The sequence below is a fragment of the Photobacterium sagamiensis genome, from assembly GCF_050337085.1.
GTDB lineage: Bacteria > Pseudomonadota > Gammaproteobacteria > Enterobacterales > Vibrionaceae > Photobacterium > Photobacterium sagamiensis.
The window spans coordinates 103,948-118,644 of sequence record NZ_JAKJSP010000026.1 but is presented as its reverse complement, the minus strand read 5'-3'; the positions used below and the strand labels follow the sequence as shown (position 1 = coordinate 118,644).

Genomic DNA, 14,697 nt, shown 5'->3' with positions numbered 1-14,697 from the left:
GCATTATTGGCCGTCTTCTTCTCGATTGTCGCGGTTATTATCGACCAGCACCTATTCACGCCTATTATCACTATGGTGCTGAGCCTGGAAGGCAGCGCCCAGATGACAATGTTCTATATTGCCAATGGCCTGCTGTCGATGGTGTCAGATAACGTCTTCGTCGGTAGCGTTTATATCAACGAAGTGAAAACAGCGCTGGTTGACGGTGTGATCACTCGTGACCAGTTCGATATGCTGGCAGTTGCGATTAACACAGGTACCAACCTACCGTCAGTGGCAACACCGAACGGTCAGGCGGCCTTCCTATTCGCGTTGACCTCCGCCCTTGCTCCGTTAATTCGCCTCTCATATGGCCGCATGGTGTATATGGCACTGCCTTATACCATTGTTCTGTCAATCGTTGGTCTGGCGGGTATCGAGTTTATGCTGGCTCCTATGACTGCATGGTTCTACGACATTGGCTGGCTAGCTCATCATACAGCAGAAGCCATATCAACTATCGCACCAGCTGCTGGACATTAATTGAATCTTTCGCGAAGATAAGAGTCAGATATAATACTTCAAAGCCCTGATAAGTCAGGGCTTTGCTTTATTCCAGTTAGCTTAGAGATCATCCTATGCAATTTCTGAATACATTCTCAAAAAATCGGACATCATGGCTGTTACTGCTACTGTTCATCATCTTCTTTGAAGGTTGTGCCCTGTTCTTCCAGCACGCAATGAAACTTGGACCTTGTGTGATGTGTATTTATGAACGCGTTGCAATGATGGGGATTGGTTTTGCAGCTATTGTCGGTCTTATTGCACCACAGAATGCGATATTTCGCTGGGCTGGGCTGGCTGGCTGGGGTTACGGCGCATTCATCGGATTACAATTAGCCAATGAGCATGTTGGCTATCAGTTCAACCCATCCCCTTTCGCGACCTGTGATCTGTTTGTTCAGTTTCCGAGCTGGGCACCACTCAACCAATGGGCTCCATGGATGTTCGAAGCCTATGGCGATTGCAGTCAAGTGGTATGGAGTTTCCTCGGTCAATCGATGCCGCAGTGGTTAGTGGTTATTTTTGCTGCGAATCTGATTGCACTTGCGTTGATTGTTATTGCACAATTTTTTGGCAAAAAGATTAAACGTTACTAGCAGCGAGTGGCGAGAAAATAGATCTCGCCTCTATCTCTCGCTACTTTTACCTAGTCACTAGCACCTAGCTTCTAGCTTCTAGCTTCTAGTCACTCACGCCTTTCTTGAGCGCCTCTACAATCGGGTGATCCGCCGGACACAGCTCGTACTGCGCTATCGACACTTTATCAACCCAGATTACATCCTGATGGCTATGAAGCTGCAGCTCGCCAGATTGCCAATGACTGATATAGCCTTTAAGGTGAATGACTTTATCACCATAATCAAAAATACTATCAGCCAGCCACTTTCCTGTGGTTGTCTGTATCGCCAATTCTTCTGACAGCTCACGCTCTAATGCTTGTTCCGGTGTTTCGCCGGCTTCCACTTTACCACCGGGAAACTCCCACAGACCGCCTTGGCTTGCATGTTCAAAGCGTTGGGCAAGCAGGTAACGGGCATCTTTTTCAATCACACCCGCGACAACAATAATGACTAGTTTGTCCTGGTGCCGATCGGTACGTGCTGTCGCATAATGCTCCGACATTACTTGCCACAGCAGTGTTTGAATTTTTTGCCGCTATCACACAGGCAAGGATCATTACGGCTCATCTCTTTATAAGGATTTACCGCCTGCGCCGCTGCACCTTGCTGAAGCTCATCTGCCGCCATCACGACTTCGGTAAGCATCAACGGTAACTGACAATACAAATCGGCCAGTTCCGGCATGCCTGTCACACCAGCCTCTTTCATTTGAGCCAGCGTTTCTTCTTCATCCAGCAGCAACATCAACGTCGTAATTAATGCTGACAGCATACGCATAGTACCGTCAGACATCGTCTGCTCAGCCCAATTGGGTTCAATGGTCGGCCAGACAGCCATAAACCCTTCGGCAAAATGACTCAATGCATCCGTCACGCCCTGTTCCGCATCCCACACCAACGGTTGTGGAAGTTCGAACTCACCGGCTTTGATGTGACAGTACTGCAGTTCAAAATGACTTAATACGGCCTTTTTCTGCTCTGCCGTGATCGCTTCTTGCTCATCTTCAACCACACCACCGTTGATTAACACCGGCAACCACGTTTCTGGTTCCAGAGGTTTAGGATTAGCATTCGCTGCCAGTAAAGCGCCTTCTATAAACGCTGCAGGCATGCCTTTCCAGTCCACAGGTAGTATCATTAAATCTGTCATTTTCTTTTCCGGTTTTTCGAACAATTCTGAAGATGGGGCGATTATATACCAACCTGTTTGTTCCTCATTAACAAATTACAGTTCAAAAATATCGACGGGATCATTTTGTCTTCAACTCAACCGACAATTTTCAATGTTTTTTGTTGAAGTTTGATGCAGATACAGGCAAAACTGATTCAATTGCCGTCAAATAGACCTATTATCCCGATTGGTATTAATCTAAACGCATGTATATATGCAGCTATGAGGAAGAACGTTGATGAGTCAGGTAAAAGCAAGTGCGATTATTGCCGGAGCCAGTGGCCTAGTCGGAGATGAGCTGCTTCATCTGCTGCTCGCAAATAACCACTTTCAGAGGGTCTATTCCCTCTCTCGCCGCGAACTTCCTTTTCACAGCAAAAAGTTAGTGCAAATTGTTCATCCTGAGTTGCGTATTACCGCCTGGGATGAAACCGATATTACCCCGACCTATGGTTTTATCTGCCTGGGAACAACAAAAAAGCAAGCTGGGAGTAACGCTGCCCTTGAGGCCGTTGATTATCAACTGGTAAAAGAGGTTGCCACGACCATGCAATTGCTTGGAGTTACAAATCTGGTGGTGATCTCCAGCTTGTTTGCTCATCCATGGTCTCCCTCTCATTATTTACGCTGCAAAGGGAAAATGGAGAAAGCACTCAGTAAACTGGGTTTTTCACGTTGTACCTTTGTTCGCCCCGGACCACTGAAAGGGGAGAGATCTAAACCAAGGCACGATGAGATCATCGGCCAGCGTATTTTTTCTTTTATAAAACCACTGCTAATTGGTCCGTTAGCTCATCTCAATCCCATCCCTGCAGAAGACGTAGCCCGCTGCATGCTGGCACTGAGCCTTGAGCACAAACGCGTTGATAATCACAGCGTGCGGGTTGTTGCCGGTAAATCACTACAGCCACACATCCACCACTCTTCCTGAATAATACCTGCGCTTCTCATGAGCAGGTGACAAACCCGCGATTCCGAACTAAAATCTCGCACCCTATACCCATTCGCATAACGATGAGAATGGGTATTAAACGTTGAGAGGTGTTATGCGAGTAATATTAGGTCCGATGGAAGGCGTCTTAGACCATTTAATGCGTGAGATGCTGACCGAAATTAATGACTATGATCTGTGCGTGACTGAATTCGTCCGCATCACAGATCGTCTGTTACCTAATAGTGTTTTCTATCGCTTGTGCCCTGAACTGCACAATGACGGTAAAACACCCGCTGGCACCCCAGTTCGCGTCCAGTTATTGGGACAAGAACCTCAATGGATGGCTGAAAACGCCCACCGTGCGATTAACTTAGGCTCTGCTGGCATTGATATTAACTTTGGCTGCCCGGCAAAATCGGTCAACAAAAGCCGCGGCGGTGCCGTCTTGCTCAAAGAGCCAGAGTCGATCTATCAGATAGTCAAAGCGGTTCGCGACGCGGTTCATCCAACAAAACCGGTTACCGCTAAGGTACGCTTAGGCTGGGATGATCCCAACCATTGTTTTGAGATAGCTGACGCCGTCGCACAGGCCGGGGCCGATGAAATCGTCATTCATGCCCGTACCAAGGTTGATGGTTATAAAGCCGATGCCATTAAGTGGGATTACATTCGCCAGACCAAAGAAAAAATCACCATTCCGATCATCGCCAATGGTGAAGTCTGGAATTACCAAAATGGTCAAGCTTGCCTGCAAGCCACCAAAACAAGTTCTCTGATGGTATGTCGAGGTGCCCTGAATCTGCCTAACCTGGGTAACGTTGTGAAACGCAACGAAGCTCCTATGGAATGGAGTGAAGTACTAGAATTACTGCTTCGCTACTCTCAGTTCGAAATTAAAGGCGATAAGGGGCTTTACTACCCGAATCGGGTGAAACAGTGGTTTGCCTACCTTCGTCATCAATATCCTGAAGCCAAGGCGCTATTTGCCGATATTCGCAGTCTGAACAAAGCGGCGCCAATTATTTCTATTTTGCAACATGCTCACCACAATCAGGCGGCTTAATTTGTAGAACCTGCACTTGCTGACCAGCAAGTGCGGGGACTTCAAGGGGTTTCCAATCTGGGTTTCGTTTGCAGGTTAAGCCATAAAGGATGCCTGCTATCAATCAGGCTCATACATAACATGGAGCTTGTTGCCGTCCAAGTCGCGGCAGTATGCACCGAAGTAGCGTGGGCGATACCGGTAGCCAGGAGTGCCTTCGTCCGATCCGCCGAGATCCATGGCTGTCCGGTGGAACTCCTCTACGGCATCGTTGCTTGCAGCCTTGAAAGTCACCTGAGTACCGTTGCCGCGGGTCGCCGGCTGCTGATCAAAGGGTTGCAATATCCAGAAGCAGCTTGGGCCTCCAGCTGGCCCGTAACCGATCTCGTCGTCCGCTTCCATAGTACGTACCATGCCCACCGTGCTCAGCAGGCGGTCGTAAAACGTGCCCGCACGGGGAAGATCGTTGGTACCAAGGCAAATTCCTAAAAGCATCGTGGCTTCGTCCTAAATAATGAGATTCCGGCCCCCCTACGGCGCTAGAATCTAAGTAGCGCATCTAACGACAGAGAGGCATGATGATTGGAGGCTATCACAGTCGTTCAGCGAATACTTGCGAGAGCGACCAGAACCGTCATCAAATCCTTCTCAGATTTTTTCTTACTTGTTGAATTAACATCTTCTGATAGGTACCTTCATCCTTTACAATTTTTTTATCGGATGTTCATGAAATCCCTACCCTGGAATGCCTGGCTACTTGCTTTAGTCCAACCTTTTGTCTTATCGGTCGGTGCACTTAATGTGTTTCTCGGTGGGATTATTGGTGCTCAGTTGCAGCCAAACCCGGAGCTTTCTACTCTGCCGGTAACGGCTCTGATCGTTGGGGTGTCATTAAACATATTTCCATCTGCTAAAATTCAGCACCGGTTCGGGCGAAAAAATGCCTTCATTAGCGCCGCCATTATCAGTAGCTTTGTCGCTTTTGCTGCCGGTTTGGCTATTGAAAAAGAGTCGTTCTGGGGCTTTGCCTTATGCTGTTTCCTTCTCGGTACCCAGTTAGCTTATGTCGGTCAGTACCGCTTTGCTGCAATTGAATGCTGTAAAACACCCAGCCAACACCCCAGTGTGATCAGCTTGGTTCTGGTCGGGGGGATTGCGGCCGCCATGGTTGGCCCGGAACTACTCAATATCGGCAGGTTCATTCCGATTTATTCGTCTCAATACGCCAATGCTTACAGCGCATTGGGGATCATCGAATTAATTGGTGCAACCATCTTGCTGATTGCGATGAAGCCCATCAGCATCAGGGACGACCTCAAAACCAACGGCACCGACCGCCCCTTCTCCCAGGTGTTAAAACAACCCCTGTTATGGCTTGCTACCGGCTCCAGCCTGACCGCCTATGCCGTAATGGCATTTTTAATGACAGCCACCCCGCTGGCAATGCAACACCATGGTCATGATATCCAAAGTGCTAAGTGGGTGATCCAGAGCCACGTTATGGCTATGTATTTACCCTCGCTCATCACACCTCTACTCATCAGGCATATCGGTACCTACCGCCTGATCTCTGTGGGTTGTCTGGTCATGATCAGCTGTATCATCATTGGCCTTCTCGGAAACAGTGTTCATAGCTACTGGTGGGCATTAGTTTTGCTGGGCATTGGCTGGAATTTCTTGTTTATCAGCGGCACCACCTTGCTGCCCAGTACCTACCGTGCCAATGAACGCTTTAAGGTCCAGGCGATCAATGATTTTTCTATCACCGCCTTTCAGGCCACAGGATCCCTAGGAGCCGGCATGGTGCTCTTTACCCAAGGCTGGAGCTGGATGCTGGTCGCATCAATTTTCCCGGTGGCGACCTTGTTATTGCTCAATATGGTAGTGAAAAAGCGATGACCACTTTGAAGATGCTTTAACTGAAAAAACTCTGAACGCCCGATATAACAATGCCGCCACTGTCGCCATAATAGTGGCGACAAAATGGCGGCATTCGTCGTTTGATTCGGTTTCTATCAGTCTTGCTCGTGACAAGAAAGCTGATTACCCGCGGTTATACCGATTGGTATTAGCCCGGTATTCTATTGGGGTGGTTCAATATGTGGTCTTCCCAGTCAATCACCTCGATCTCGTAGACCACTTTATCGCGAACTGACTCGTCCGCTTTATGCATCGCTTCTTTGGATCCGGTGATCAGCGGGTGCCACTCAGGTAGCGACTTCCCTTCCGCAAGTAAACGATAAGCGCAAGTTTCGGGTAGCCAGACAAACTCATCAATGCGTTCACGAGTCAATTTCAGGCACTCTTCGCCGGATTCAAAACGGTTTGGGTAGTCTTTGCATGAGCAAGTGTTGTTATCAAGCAGGCTACAGGCTACGTTAGTAAAATAAATCTCATCCGTATCGTCATCAATTAACTTATGCAGACAACACTTGCCACAACCATCACAGAGTGATTCCCACTCCGGATCGGTCATTGCCGTTAAGCCTTTCTCTTCCCAAAAACGTGCCATGATACCCAACCTTTTCATTGACCGCCCTCAACCTGTATGGCGAAGGAGGCGGTTTTATAGCTGCCCCGCAGGTAAAGTGCAAGCATTTCATCAGAATCTCACATCAAAAGTGCTGTAATAATAGTCATTATTATTTACGGTCTGTTCGAGCAATTAATTTTGATCCAATGACATTTGAATGGTAACTTTCGCACCCGTTTCGAGTGGTCAATAAAGTATAGGTGGGTTATGGAGTGTCGTTTAGGCTGTGGGGCGTGCTGTATTGCACCAAGTATCTCTTCTGCCATCCCGGGAATGCCTGGGGGGAAACCAGCGGGAGTTCGCTGTATTCAGCTGAATGAAAGCAACCTGTGTAAGCTTTTCGGTAAACCAGAACGGCCGGCGGTATGCCATCATTTTAAACCTTGCCCGGATGTCTGCGGAACATCTGACGAGCGGGCACTACAGGTTATCTCAGAACTTGAAAGCATGACCTGAGGCCATGCTTTCTATTTGTTAGAACAGAATTTTAAAACACGTTTTAAAATCTATGATCACATATTAAACAGCGACATTTCCAGTCAGAATGCGCAGGGTAGCTTTAGCATTTTCAACTACCTGATGGCCAGAAAATGTCAGATAGCCCCCGTCTTCTTGAGTGACCAGCCCTTTCTCAAATAAACGTTTTGCTGCTGCTACCATTTCAGGCGCTGCGTCACCGCGGACTTTGATCCCTGCTAAATCACTGTGCATTGGAAATTTCACTAGAAGGTTCATTTCATCAACAAGTTCTTCAGTATATGGCATAGTTACCTCTTTTATAATTTACGACCAATTAAATCTTGGTTTGTTTCTGATGTTTTAATACTAGCGGCTGATAAGAATAAAAGTAGGTGATGAGATCAATCTCTTCCACTCTTTGCGGCTGAGAAAGCGACCAAGTTCAAATATTCGGATATTTATACCTGCGGTATGCAATAGCGGAGTATTCAACTGATATTCCAAGTGCTTAGCCATGCCTATCTTTAATAACAGTACAAGCCATGTCGAAATGTTATTCAATCAGAGCGGTCGCTACAGAGCATAAAAAGCCGCTCATTTCGAGCGGCTTTTTTAAAGCTATTTTAGGATGAGATAACGTGTTCTGTTACGCCTGAATACCGACGATTAACCAAGGTGCGTTAGGTGTCCGTAGATCTCGTTCCAGATGCCAGATATCCGTAATATCTTCCTCGATACCTTCCTCACGATCTTTATAACGACCAGAGAACTTGATACTTAACTGCGCCAGGCTTGCATCGTAATCAGCTCGTACAACCTCTGCGTCGACATACATCACTTCAGTCTGTTGCTCGCCATCAAGTTTCGCACGTTCAGCACAAAGATCAGCAAAGAGTGCCGGTGATACATACTCGCGAATTTTCTCAAGCTCGTTATGATTCCATGCGCCTTGCAGAACACGGTAATGATCACGCGAACCATTTAAAAATGCATTCATATTGAAGTTTGGCGGCAGATTAAACGGCACATCGCTATCTGTCGAACCATAGCCGGCCGCAGAACCCGATTGCTGCGATGCTGCATTCATTTCAGGTGCCTGGCGATACTGTTGCTGGCTTCGTTGTGATGAATTACCCGCATAAGCTTCGCGATGCCCCATTGGGGTATTTTTCGCGCCACGCATAGACTGAAACAGTTTGAAGATAACAAATGCAATCAATCCAAAGATCAACATATCCATGAATTGAATGCCTTCAAAAGCACCGCCGAAGAAGGCTGCAAGCAAACCACCGGCAAGAAGACCACCCAGCAGCCCTCCCATCAGGCCTTTTTTGCTCGATTTAGCCGCCGTTGGGCTTTGTTTACCAATCGTATCAGTTTGCTGTGGCTGTTTTTTTTGTACTGGCGCCGTTTTAAAACTTTTACCAAACGACTTACCACCACCGAATTTTTTTGCCTCAGCATGCGGAGCCGTAAACGACACAGCAATGATCAGAGCAAATAGAGTAAAGAAGCGTTTCATTGATTTATATACCTTTGCCATATTCTGTGAGCATCCTATAGGGCTACCTTAGAAAGTCAATCAAACAGACGTCTCAAATTGTTACGGACATTAATGAAAATAATACGATTGTGAAATATTAGATCCTTGGCATTCGGGCACTTTACAGATATTTAATTGTCCAATCGCTTAAACATTCTTTATACAAAATAATAATTACTGGTAGGTGGAAACATGCAAGATACACATAGCAAGCTGATCGGCTATTTACTGTGGATTTTTGGCTTTACTGGCGCGCACCGTTTTTATTATGGCAAGCCTGTCACCGGAACAATCTGGTTTCTGACTTTAGGCCTTTGCGGTATTGGCTGGCTGATTGATTTGTTCTTAATTCCGTCAATGGACCGCGAAGCTGATTTACGCTTTCAAGCTGGCGAGGTTGATTACAACGTCTCCTGGCTTCTGCTGACTTTTCTCGGTGTATTCGGTTTGCACCGTATGTACATGGGAAAATGGCTAACGGGTATCCTCTACCTCTGTACTTTCGGTTTTTTCCTGATTGGTATCCTGGTTGATTTCTGGACCCTAAATGAGCAAATATCTATTAGAAATTCAGAGAAAAACGCCAGATAATTGAAGAAAATGATACTTTTCACCTGGCTTAATCCGACTATGATTAACAAGTGAGAGAATTATCACAAGTAAGCCTGTAATTTAGCACCCAGCAGGCTTTTTTCTTGACCATATTGGTTGTGAACAACTAACATATCGAACGTTGTTCTATACCCAAACCACCTCAAGATACAGAGTTCTGCGAGAAATGAGGTGGTTTGGGTATATACTAATTTATAAAAATCTGAGCTGATACCCTTTGGTTTTGGCATCGGATTAACAACAAGAATATAACCCATTAAGAGTATTTTTCGATGGCAAGACGAAATGACCACACTCGTGAAGAGTTGGTAAGTATGACGCTGGAGCAGGTAAAAAATTTTCTAAGTGAGCATCCGCATCACGAACTCAGTCTGCGTAAAGTCGCAGCAATGATTGGTTATGTACCTAGCACCCTGGTAAACGTTTTTGGTAACTACAATCTGCTATTACTGCATGCGGTCGCTCAAACATTAGATGAGTTATTTGCTGCCGCTGAAAACGAAATGAACAACGCAACATCACCTGAAGACGCACTGCGCAGACTGGCGTATTGTTATCAGGAGTTTGCAGCATCTCATCCCTACCGCTGGCAGCTGATTTTCCAACATACCATGAGCGGTGATGATCTGCCTGAGTGGCAATCTGAACGTATCGATAAAATGACGGGAATGCTGGAAACACTGATCCGCCAAATCACACCGGAAAAATCTGAAAAAGAGATCATGGAAGCGAGCCGCGTACTTTGGGCCGGCGTTCACGGTATCACACTGCTTAGCGTTGACGATAAACTCTTCACCTCAACCCCTATTGATGGCAAAGTACTCATCGATAACTTATTGGATACCTATTTAAACACCTGGCGCGTATAAACGGAGTTTTCAATGCGCACACAGCCCCAATCCCGACTGTTAACTAAACAACGTTTTTTACCGTATTTTCTCACTCAGGCTCTTGGGGCTTTTAATGATAATGTCTATAAGAATATATTACTCATTCTTATCGCTTTCGCCGCTCCCGGTACCCTGCCCCTTGAATCAGATTTAGTCATTAATCTGGCGGCGGGGTTATTTATTCTGCCGTTCTTCCTTTTTTCAGCCTCTGCCGGTGTACTGGCCGATAAATACGATAAAGCGCTCATCATGCGTGTCGTTAAAATGGCCGAAATCATCATAATGACGCTGGCCGCTGTCGCTTTTCTCACTGAAAGCTACATAATGCTGTTGTTTTTGTTGTTTCTTATGGGAAGCCAGTCAGCCTTTTTCGGGCCGGCTAAATATGCCCTGCTGCCCCAGCATCTGAAAAAAGAAGAATTAGTCTCAGGTAACGCGCTGGTTGAAACCGGGACGTTCCTGGCGATTTTACTCGGTACCCTGCTGGCGGGGGTTATCGCAAATCAGGAGGATGCCCCCATCATCGCCGCGATCAGTGTGGTGAGTTTTGCTGTCCTCGGTTACCTGACATCACGCTGGATACCAGAAGCGAAGCCGAGTGATCCGAACATTGTTTTCAAATGGCATCCTGTCCGCCAAACCCGTCATACTTTAGCCATTGCCAGAAACGATAAGACCATCTTACAGTGCATATTGGGTATCAGCTGGTTTTGGTTTCTCGGTGCCTGTTATCTGACCCAATTTCCTAATTTCGCGAAAATCTATTTAGGTGGTGGCGCCGCTTCTGTTTCTTTCCTGCTGGCCCTGTTTTCAATCGGTATTGCGGTGGGATCTCTGCTCTGTGATCGCCTCTCTGGTCACCGCATCGAGCCCGGCATTGTACCTTTGGGCAGTTTAGGTATCACATTGTTTGGCGCCGACCTGCTGTTTGCTTCACCTGAAATTATTCCTGTTTCGCAGGGTATTGTTGAATTTATCTCTCAACCAGAGCTACTGCGGGTCTTCATTTCTTTAACCATGCTTGGTGTGTCTGGCGGTATTTTTATCGTCCCTCTTTACGCCATGATGCAACACCGCGCCAAAGAAGGTGAGCGCGCGCAAATCATTGCCGCCAACAATATCTTCAATGCCTTGTTTATGGTTGCCAGTGCGATTCTTTCCATCCTCTTTTTGTCTGTCCTTGAGTTCAGTATTCCACAATTTTTCTTTATCCTATCGATAATGAATCTGTGTGTTGTACTGTATCTCTACATTCAGGTTCCTGACTTCTTCTGGCGCTTTCTGGTGTGGATTGTCACCCATACTATGTATCGGGTCAGTCATACCAACCTGACGAGTATCCCTAAACACGGTGGCGCATTGATTGTCTGCAATCATGTCAGTTATATGGATGCCTTGCTGCTGGCTGGTGCCTGCCCTCGCCCTATCCGTTTCCTGATGGATCAGGATATTTATAACCTTCCGCTGATCCGCGGTTTCAGCCGCGCCTGTAAGGTGATCCCGGTCAATGCCTCTGATCGCAAATCAATTCGCACTGCCTTCAGTCAGGTTTCGGAATATTTAGACAATGGCGATATTGTTTGTGTTTTCCCTGAAGGTCAGTTGACCTATGACGGTGAAATCGGCCCTTTTCTGCGCGGTATCGATATCATTATCAAACACTCATCGGTGCCTGTTATTCCTGTCGCCTTGCAAGGCCTTTGGGGAAGTGTATTCAGCCGTGAAGGTGGCCGTGCTCTGCTGAAAATACCCAAACGTTTCTGGTCCAGAGTCAATATTGTTGCCGGCCCCCCTGTCACGGCAAGTGAAGCGAACAGTAAGACACTTCGGGAGCTGATAATGGGGCTTAGAGGGGAGAATCGGTAAAGAAGTGATGAGTGACGAGTAGCGAGTAGCGAGTAGCGAGTATCTAGAGCCTAGTCTCTCGCCACTCGATACTCGAATACTCGCTTCTATCTCTGAAACCTCAGAGCTGGCAAATCAACCAGTCCTTTAATCTTTTCCGCGACACTTTTATGCCTGATTTGGTAAAATCTTCGGGTAACGAATAATAACAAACTGGCCGCTTGAACGTCACGACCTGCTCTGCCATATAAGCTTGCAGGTTATTAACCAACTCATCGTTTAATGGCGATCCGGTCTCGACAATTGCCACCGGGCGCTGGCCGAATTCCGAGTCTTCAACAGGCAGCACAAATGCTTGCCTGATATCAGGGTGAGCCAGTAAAACCCGTTCCACTTCTTCAGGCTGAATATTCTCGCCGCCGGAGATAAACATATTGTCGGCACGTCCGATAATATGCAGTTCTTCATCTCGCCATTCACCTAAATCACGCGTTGCAAACCACTCACCTTCGCAGGCAGGAAATATGGTTTTATTACGGTAATAGCCCAGGCCCAAGGTTGCACCGCGCACTAAAACCTCGCCATCTTTCACCGTCAGTTCACGGTTGGGTAATATCGCGCCGACTCCGCCACTGGCATCCGCCCTTTTCGCGGTCACTGTCGAGCCCATCTCCGTCATGCCGTAGCCACACCAGCAACTGATGCCTGTTAGCTCTACCTGTTCGGTCAGGCTCGCAGGAATAACGGTACCACCGAGCAGCACCTGTTTTAACGCTAAAGGCACCGATGGATCGCGTTCCTGATGTGCCAGCAAACGCTGTAACTGAGTCGGCACCAGAGACGCATGAGTCACCTGAGTTAATGCCCTGTCGAAGTCGGCTGGTTTTGTCACAACCAGCCTGGCACCACGGTACAACCAGCGCCAGACTATCGCCAAGCCTGAAATATGAAATAACGGCAGTGAAAGTAACCAGCTATCATCCTGAGCGAAATCCATCCACGCCAGCAGCCCGGCAGCACTGGCTAAATGATTATCAGCACTATGGACCGCAACTTTTGGTGTTCCTGAAGAGCCCGAAGTGAAGGTCATTGTCGCCGGGCGTGTTGGCTGCCAGGTTACAGGGACCAAACGGGGATTCTGCGGCGGCAGCAGATACAATCGCTGACCAGATATAAGCGGATGTGCAGTTTTAGCCGGATACCAGATAAAATCATGCTGTAACTGGGCAAGCTGAGCATTTAACTCAACCTCGGTATTACGCGGGTTCAACCCGACATACCGTGCTCCCACTCGCAAGGTCGCCAGGAGCAGCCATAAAACCTGAATCGAATTGGGTGCCACAACCGCAATCAACTGATCACGCTTAACACCTTGCTCAAGCAGGCTTTGTGCATATTCATCAACCCGTGCCGTGACTTCGGCCCAGCTAAAATGTTGTTCGCCAAAAGAAAGAGCGGTCGCTGACGACCGCTCTGATGCCCAATGTTGCCAAGGCCATGTGGCGAAGTAGTGACTTACTTCTTCCATACCGCCTCAAGTGTTGCTAAAGACGTCACCGGCAAATCGCAGTCCGGCCATGGTGTTTCCAGCTGTGCCGCAAATAGCTGCATGGTATCCAGTCCGGGGATCACGCCCGGGGTTTGCCATGCTGCCAGTCGTGCCAGCTGGTTTAAACCCAGGCTGGATTCTATGCTTGAGCTAATCACCGCGGTTAAGCCTGCGGCATGCGTCTGGTTGATCAGCTCAATACAGCGCTGTACAGAGCCCACCAGCGTCGGCTTTATAATGATTGCCACCACGCCGGGTTCAGCCTTTACCTCAAAGCCTTCATCACGTACGGTTTCATCCCACGCAATGTTAATGCCCGTTTCCTGAGCAAAAGCCAGGCTGTCAGCCGGGTTCTTACAAGGCTCTTCCAGGAAGGCAATACCAGCACGATGCTCAGGTTTCACATATTTAGCAAACTGCTGAGCCTTAACCGGCGTCCACTGACGATTTGCATCTAAGCGCAATCTGATTTCCGGAATGGCTTCAATGAACATGTTAGCCACGATGCCATCACGGATCGCTTCATACATACCCACTTTTATTTTTGCCACTTTCTTGCCGGGCATCTCATTGAGCCGAACAATCAGATCATCGGGATCGCCAGAACACAGAGGGGCCACCAGATAGTTGCCCTCAGCAGGCAACCCGCCAGCGAGTTCAAGTTGCGCCATGCTCAGGCCAAACGCAACGGAAGGTAATGCCTGAGATAAATCAAGGTTGTCACCCTCGCTCCACGCCTCCAGCAACTGCTGAGCTTGTTCTCCGGCTTGCTGTGCTGTTTCCTGGCTAAACTCAGGCAATGGTGCAATTTCACCATAACCTACCGCTTCGCCATCACGTAATTCCACAACCCAGCCTTCACGAGTGACTAAACGCTGATTGCGTAAGATAACGCCTGAATCCATTGGTAACTGGTATTGATACAACTTAACACTACGCATAGTCTCAGCCTGCCTT

The 14,697-nt window shown here is 47.7% G+C and carries 16 protein-coding genes and 1 pseudogene; 9 read left to right on the top strand and 8 right to left on the bottom strand.

The window, feature by feature from the left end; all coding sequences use genetic code 11:
- Both L4D76_RS13835 and dsbB read left to right on the top strand, forming a co-directional pair.
- Positions 1 to 522 (top strand): annotated as a pseudogene (locus L4D76_RS13835) (sodium/proton antiporter); the annotation flags it as partial.
- Positions 523 to 617: 95 nt separating this feature from the next.
- Positions 618 to 1,139, top strand: coding sequence for a disulfide bond formation protein DsbB (dsbB, locus tag L4D76_RS13830; RefSeq protein ID WP_428441473.1), 522 nt, complete (start codon positions 618 to 620; stop codon positions 1,137 to 1,139).
- A gap of 85 nt (positions 1,140 to 1,224) precedes the next feature.
- Here the strand turns inward: dsbB and L4D76_RS13825 are convergent, their stop codons facing one another.
- On the bottom strand, positions 1,225 to 1,665 hold the full coding sequence (locus tag L4D76_RS13825; RefSeq protein ID WP_428441472.1) for a (deoxy)nucleoside triphosphate pyrophosphohydrolase: 441 nt from the start codon (positions 1,663 to 1,665) through the stop codon (positions 1,225 to 1,227).
- On the bottom strand, positions 1,665 to 2,312 hold the full coding sequence (locus tag L4D76_RS13820) for a YecA/YgfB family protein (protein ID WP_428441471.1): 648 nt from the start codon (positions 2,310 to 2,312) through the stop codon (positions 1,665 to 1,667). Before L4D76_RS13820 ends, L4D76_RS13825 begins: the two co-directional genes overlap by 1 nt.
- Before the next feature lie 259 nt (positions 2,313 to 2,571).
- Between L4D76_RS13820 and L4D76_RS13815 the strand changes: the two genes are divergently transcribed.
- Complete coding sequence (locus tag L4D76_RS13815) at positions 2,572 to 3,264, top strand: NAD(P)H-binding protein (RefSeq protein WP_428441470.1); 693 nt, start codon at positions 2,572 to 2,574, stop codon at positions 3,262 to 3,264.
- 115 nt (positions 3,265 to 3,379) lie between these two features.
- Complete coding sequence (gene dusC / locus L4D76_RS13810; protein ID WP_428441469.1) at positions 3,380 to 4,330, top strand: tRNA dihydrouridine(16) synthase DusC; 951 nt, start codon at positions 3,380 to 3,382, stop codon at positions 4,328 to 4,330.
- A gap of 99 nt (positions 4,331 to 4,429) precedes the next feature.
- On the opposite strand, the gene L4D76_RS13805 is transcribed toward dusC, so the two are convergent.
- Positions 4,430 to 4,804 (bottom strand): VOC family protein, encoded by a 375-nt coding sequence (locus L4D76_RS13805; protein ID WP_428441468.1) that lies wholly within the window; start codon positions 4,802 to 4,804, stop codon positions 4,430 to 4,432.
- Positions 4,805 to 5,035: 231 nt separating this feature from the next.
- Here L4D76_RS13805 and L4D76_RS13800 point away from each other — a divergent pair, with 231 nt between their 5' ends.
- The gene (locus L4D76_RS13800) at positions 5,036 to 6,208 is read left to right on the top strand and encodes an MFS transporter (protein ID WP_428441467.1); all 1,173 of its coding nucleotides are present in this window, start codon (positions 5,036 to 5,038) and stop codon (positions 6,206 to 6,208) included.
- A 169-nt stretch (positions 6,209 to 6,377) separates the two neighbouring features.
- Here L4D76_RS13800 and L4D76_RS13795 read toward each other — a convergent pair whose 3' ends face one another.
- Complete coding sequence (locus L4D76_RS13795) at positions 6,378 to 6,821, bottom strand: YcgN family cysteine cluster protein (protein WP_428441466.1); 444 nt, start codon at positions 6,819 to 6,821, stop codon at positions 6,378 to 6,380.
- A gap of 228 nt (positions 6,822 to 7,049) precedes the next feature.
- Between L4D76_RS13795 and L4D76_RS13790 the strand changes: the two genes are divergently transcribed.
- Positions 7,050 to 7,298 (top strand): YkgJ family cysteine cluster protein, encoded by a 249-nt coding sequence (locus tag L4D76_RS13790; RefSeq protein ID WP_428441465.1) that lies wholly within the window; start codon positions 7,050 to 7,052, stop codon positions 7,296 to 7,298.
- 63 nt (positions 7,299 to 7,361) lie between these two features.
- Here L4D76_RS13790 and L4D76_RS13785 read toward each other — a convergent pair whose 3' ends face one another.
- Both L4D76_RS13785 and L4D76_RS13780 read right to left on the bottom strand, forming a co-directional pair.
- Complete coding sequence (locus L4D76_RS13785) at positions 7,362 to 7,607, bottom strand: TIGR02647 family protein (protein ID WP_428441464.1); 246 nt, start codon at positions 7,605 to 7,607, stop codon at positions 7,362 to 7,364.
- Positions 7,608 to 7,947: 340 nt separating this feature from the next.
- Positions 7,948 to 8,823 carry a Tim44 domain-containing protein gene (locus L4D76_RS13780; RefSeq protein ID WP_428441479.1) on the bottom strand — a complete coding sequence of 292 codons (876 nt, stop codon included), beginning with the start codon at positions 8,821 to 8,823 and terminating at the stop codon, positions 7,948 to 7,950.
- A 213-nt stretch (positions 8,824 to 9,036) separates the two neighbouring features.
- Here L4D76_RS13780 and L4D76_RS13775 point away from each other — a divergent pair, with 213 nt between their 5' ends.
- From L4D76_RS13775 to L4D76_RS13765, 3 genes are all read left to right on the top strand, one after another.
- Positions 9,037 to 9,435, top strand: a complete 399-nt coding sequence (locus L4D76_RS13775; protein ID WP_428441463.1) for an NINE protein — start codon at positions 9,037 to 9,039, stop codon at positions 9,433 to 9,435.
- Between the two features lie 293 nt (positions 9,436 to 9,728).
- Positions 9,729 to 10,325 (top strand): TetR/AcrR family transcriptional regulator, encoded by a 597-nt coding sequence (locus L4D76_RS13770; RefSeq protein WP_428441462.1) that lies wholly within the window; start codon positions 9,729 to 9,731, stop codon positions 10,323 to 10,325.
- 12 nt (positions 10,326 to 10,337) lie between these two features.
- Positions 10,338 to 12,212: an MFS transporter gene (locus L4D76_RS13765; RefSeq protein WP_428441461.1), complete on the top strand. Its 1,875-nt coding sequence runs from the start codon at positions 10,338 to 10,340 to the stop codon at positions 12,210 to 12,212.
- A gap of 100 nt (positions 12,213 to 12,312) precedes the next feature.
- Here the strand turns inward: L4D76_RS13765 and menE are convergent, their stop codons facing one another.
- Together menE and menC are read right to left on the bottom strand one after the other, a co-directional pair.
- Positions 12,313 to 13,719 carry an o-succinylbenzoate--CoA ligase gene (gene menE, locus L4D76_RS13760; RefSeq protein ID WP_428441460.1) on the bottom strand — a complete coding sequence of 469 codons (1,407 nt, stop codon included), beginning with the start codon at positions 13,717 to 13,719 and terminating at the stop codon, positions 12,313 to 12,315.
- Entirely contained in the window at positions 13,707 to 14,681 is a 975-nt protein-coding gene (menC, locus tag L4D76_RS13755; protein WP_428441478.1) for an o-succinylbenzoate synthase, read from the bottom strand. Before menC ends, menE begins: the two co-directional genes overlap by 13 nt.
- Between the last annotated feature and the right edge of the window lie 16 nt (positions 14,682 to 14,697).

Coding starts and splice junctions, on each gene's coding strand:
- L4D76_RS13785 (WP_428441464.1), bottom strand. CDS start 7,607: ATGCCATATACTGAAGAACTTGTTGATGAAATGAACCTTCTAGTGAAA.
- L4D76_RS13805 (WP_428441468.1), bottom strand. CDS start 4,804: ATGCTTTTAGGAATTTGCCTTGGTACCAACGATCTTCCCCGTGCGGGC.
- menC (WP_428441478.1), bottom strand. CDS start 14,681: ATGCGTAGTGTTAAGTTGTATCAATACCAGTTACCAATGGATTCAGGC.
- L4D76_RS13800 (WP_428441467.1), top strand. CDS start 5,036: ATGAAATCCCTACCCTGGAATGCCTGGCTACTTGCTTTAGTCCAACCT.
- dsbB (WP_428441473.1), top strand. CDS start 618: ATGCAATTTCTGAATACATTCTCAAAAAATCGGACATCATGGCTGTTA.
- dusC (WP_428441469.1), top strand. CDS start 3,380: ATGCGAGTAATATTAGGTCCGATGGAAGGCGTCTTAGACCATTTAATG.
- L4D76_RS13825 (WP_428441472.1), bottom strand. CDS start 1,665: ATGTCGGAGCATTATGCGACAGCACGTACCGATCGGCACCAGGACAAA.
- L4D76_RS13765 (WP_428441461.1), top strand. CDS start 10,338: ATGCGCACACAGCCCCAATCCCGACTGTTAACTAAACAACGTTTTTTA.
- L4D76_RS13790 (WP_428441465.1), top strand. CDS start 7,050: ATGGAGTGTCGTTTAGGCTGTGGGGCGTGCTGTATTGCACCAAGTATC.
- L4D76_RS13795 (WP_428441466.1), bottom strand. CDS start 6,821: ATGGCACGTTTTTGGGAAGAGAAAGGCTTAACGGCAATGACCGATCCG.
- menE (WP_428441460.1), bottom strand. CDS start 13,719: ATGGAAGAAGTAAGTCACTACTTCGCCACATGGCCTTGGCAACATTGG.
- L4D76_RS13770 (WP_428441462.1), top strand. CDS start 9,729: ATGGCAAGACGAAATGACCACACTCGTGAAGAGTTGGTAAGTATGACG.
- L4D76_RS13815 (WP_428441470.1), top strand. CDS start 2,572: ATGAGTCAGGTAAAAGCAAGTGCGATTATTGCCGGAGCCAGTGGCCTA.
- L4D76_RS13780 (WP_428441479.1), bottom strand. CDS start 8,823: ATGAAACGCTTCTTTACTCTATTTGCTCTGATCATTGCTGTGTCGTTT.
- L4D76_RS13820 (WP_428441471.1), bottom strand. CDS start 2,312: ATGACAGATTTAATGATACTACCTGTGGACTGGAAAGGCATGCCTGCA.
- L4D76_RS13775 (WP_428441463.1), top strand. CDS start 9,037: ATGCAAGATACACATAGCAAGCTGATCGGCTATTTACTGTGGATTTTT.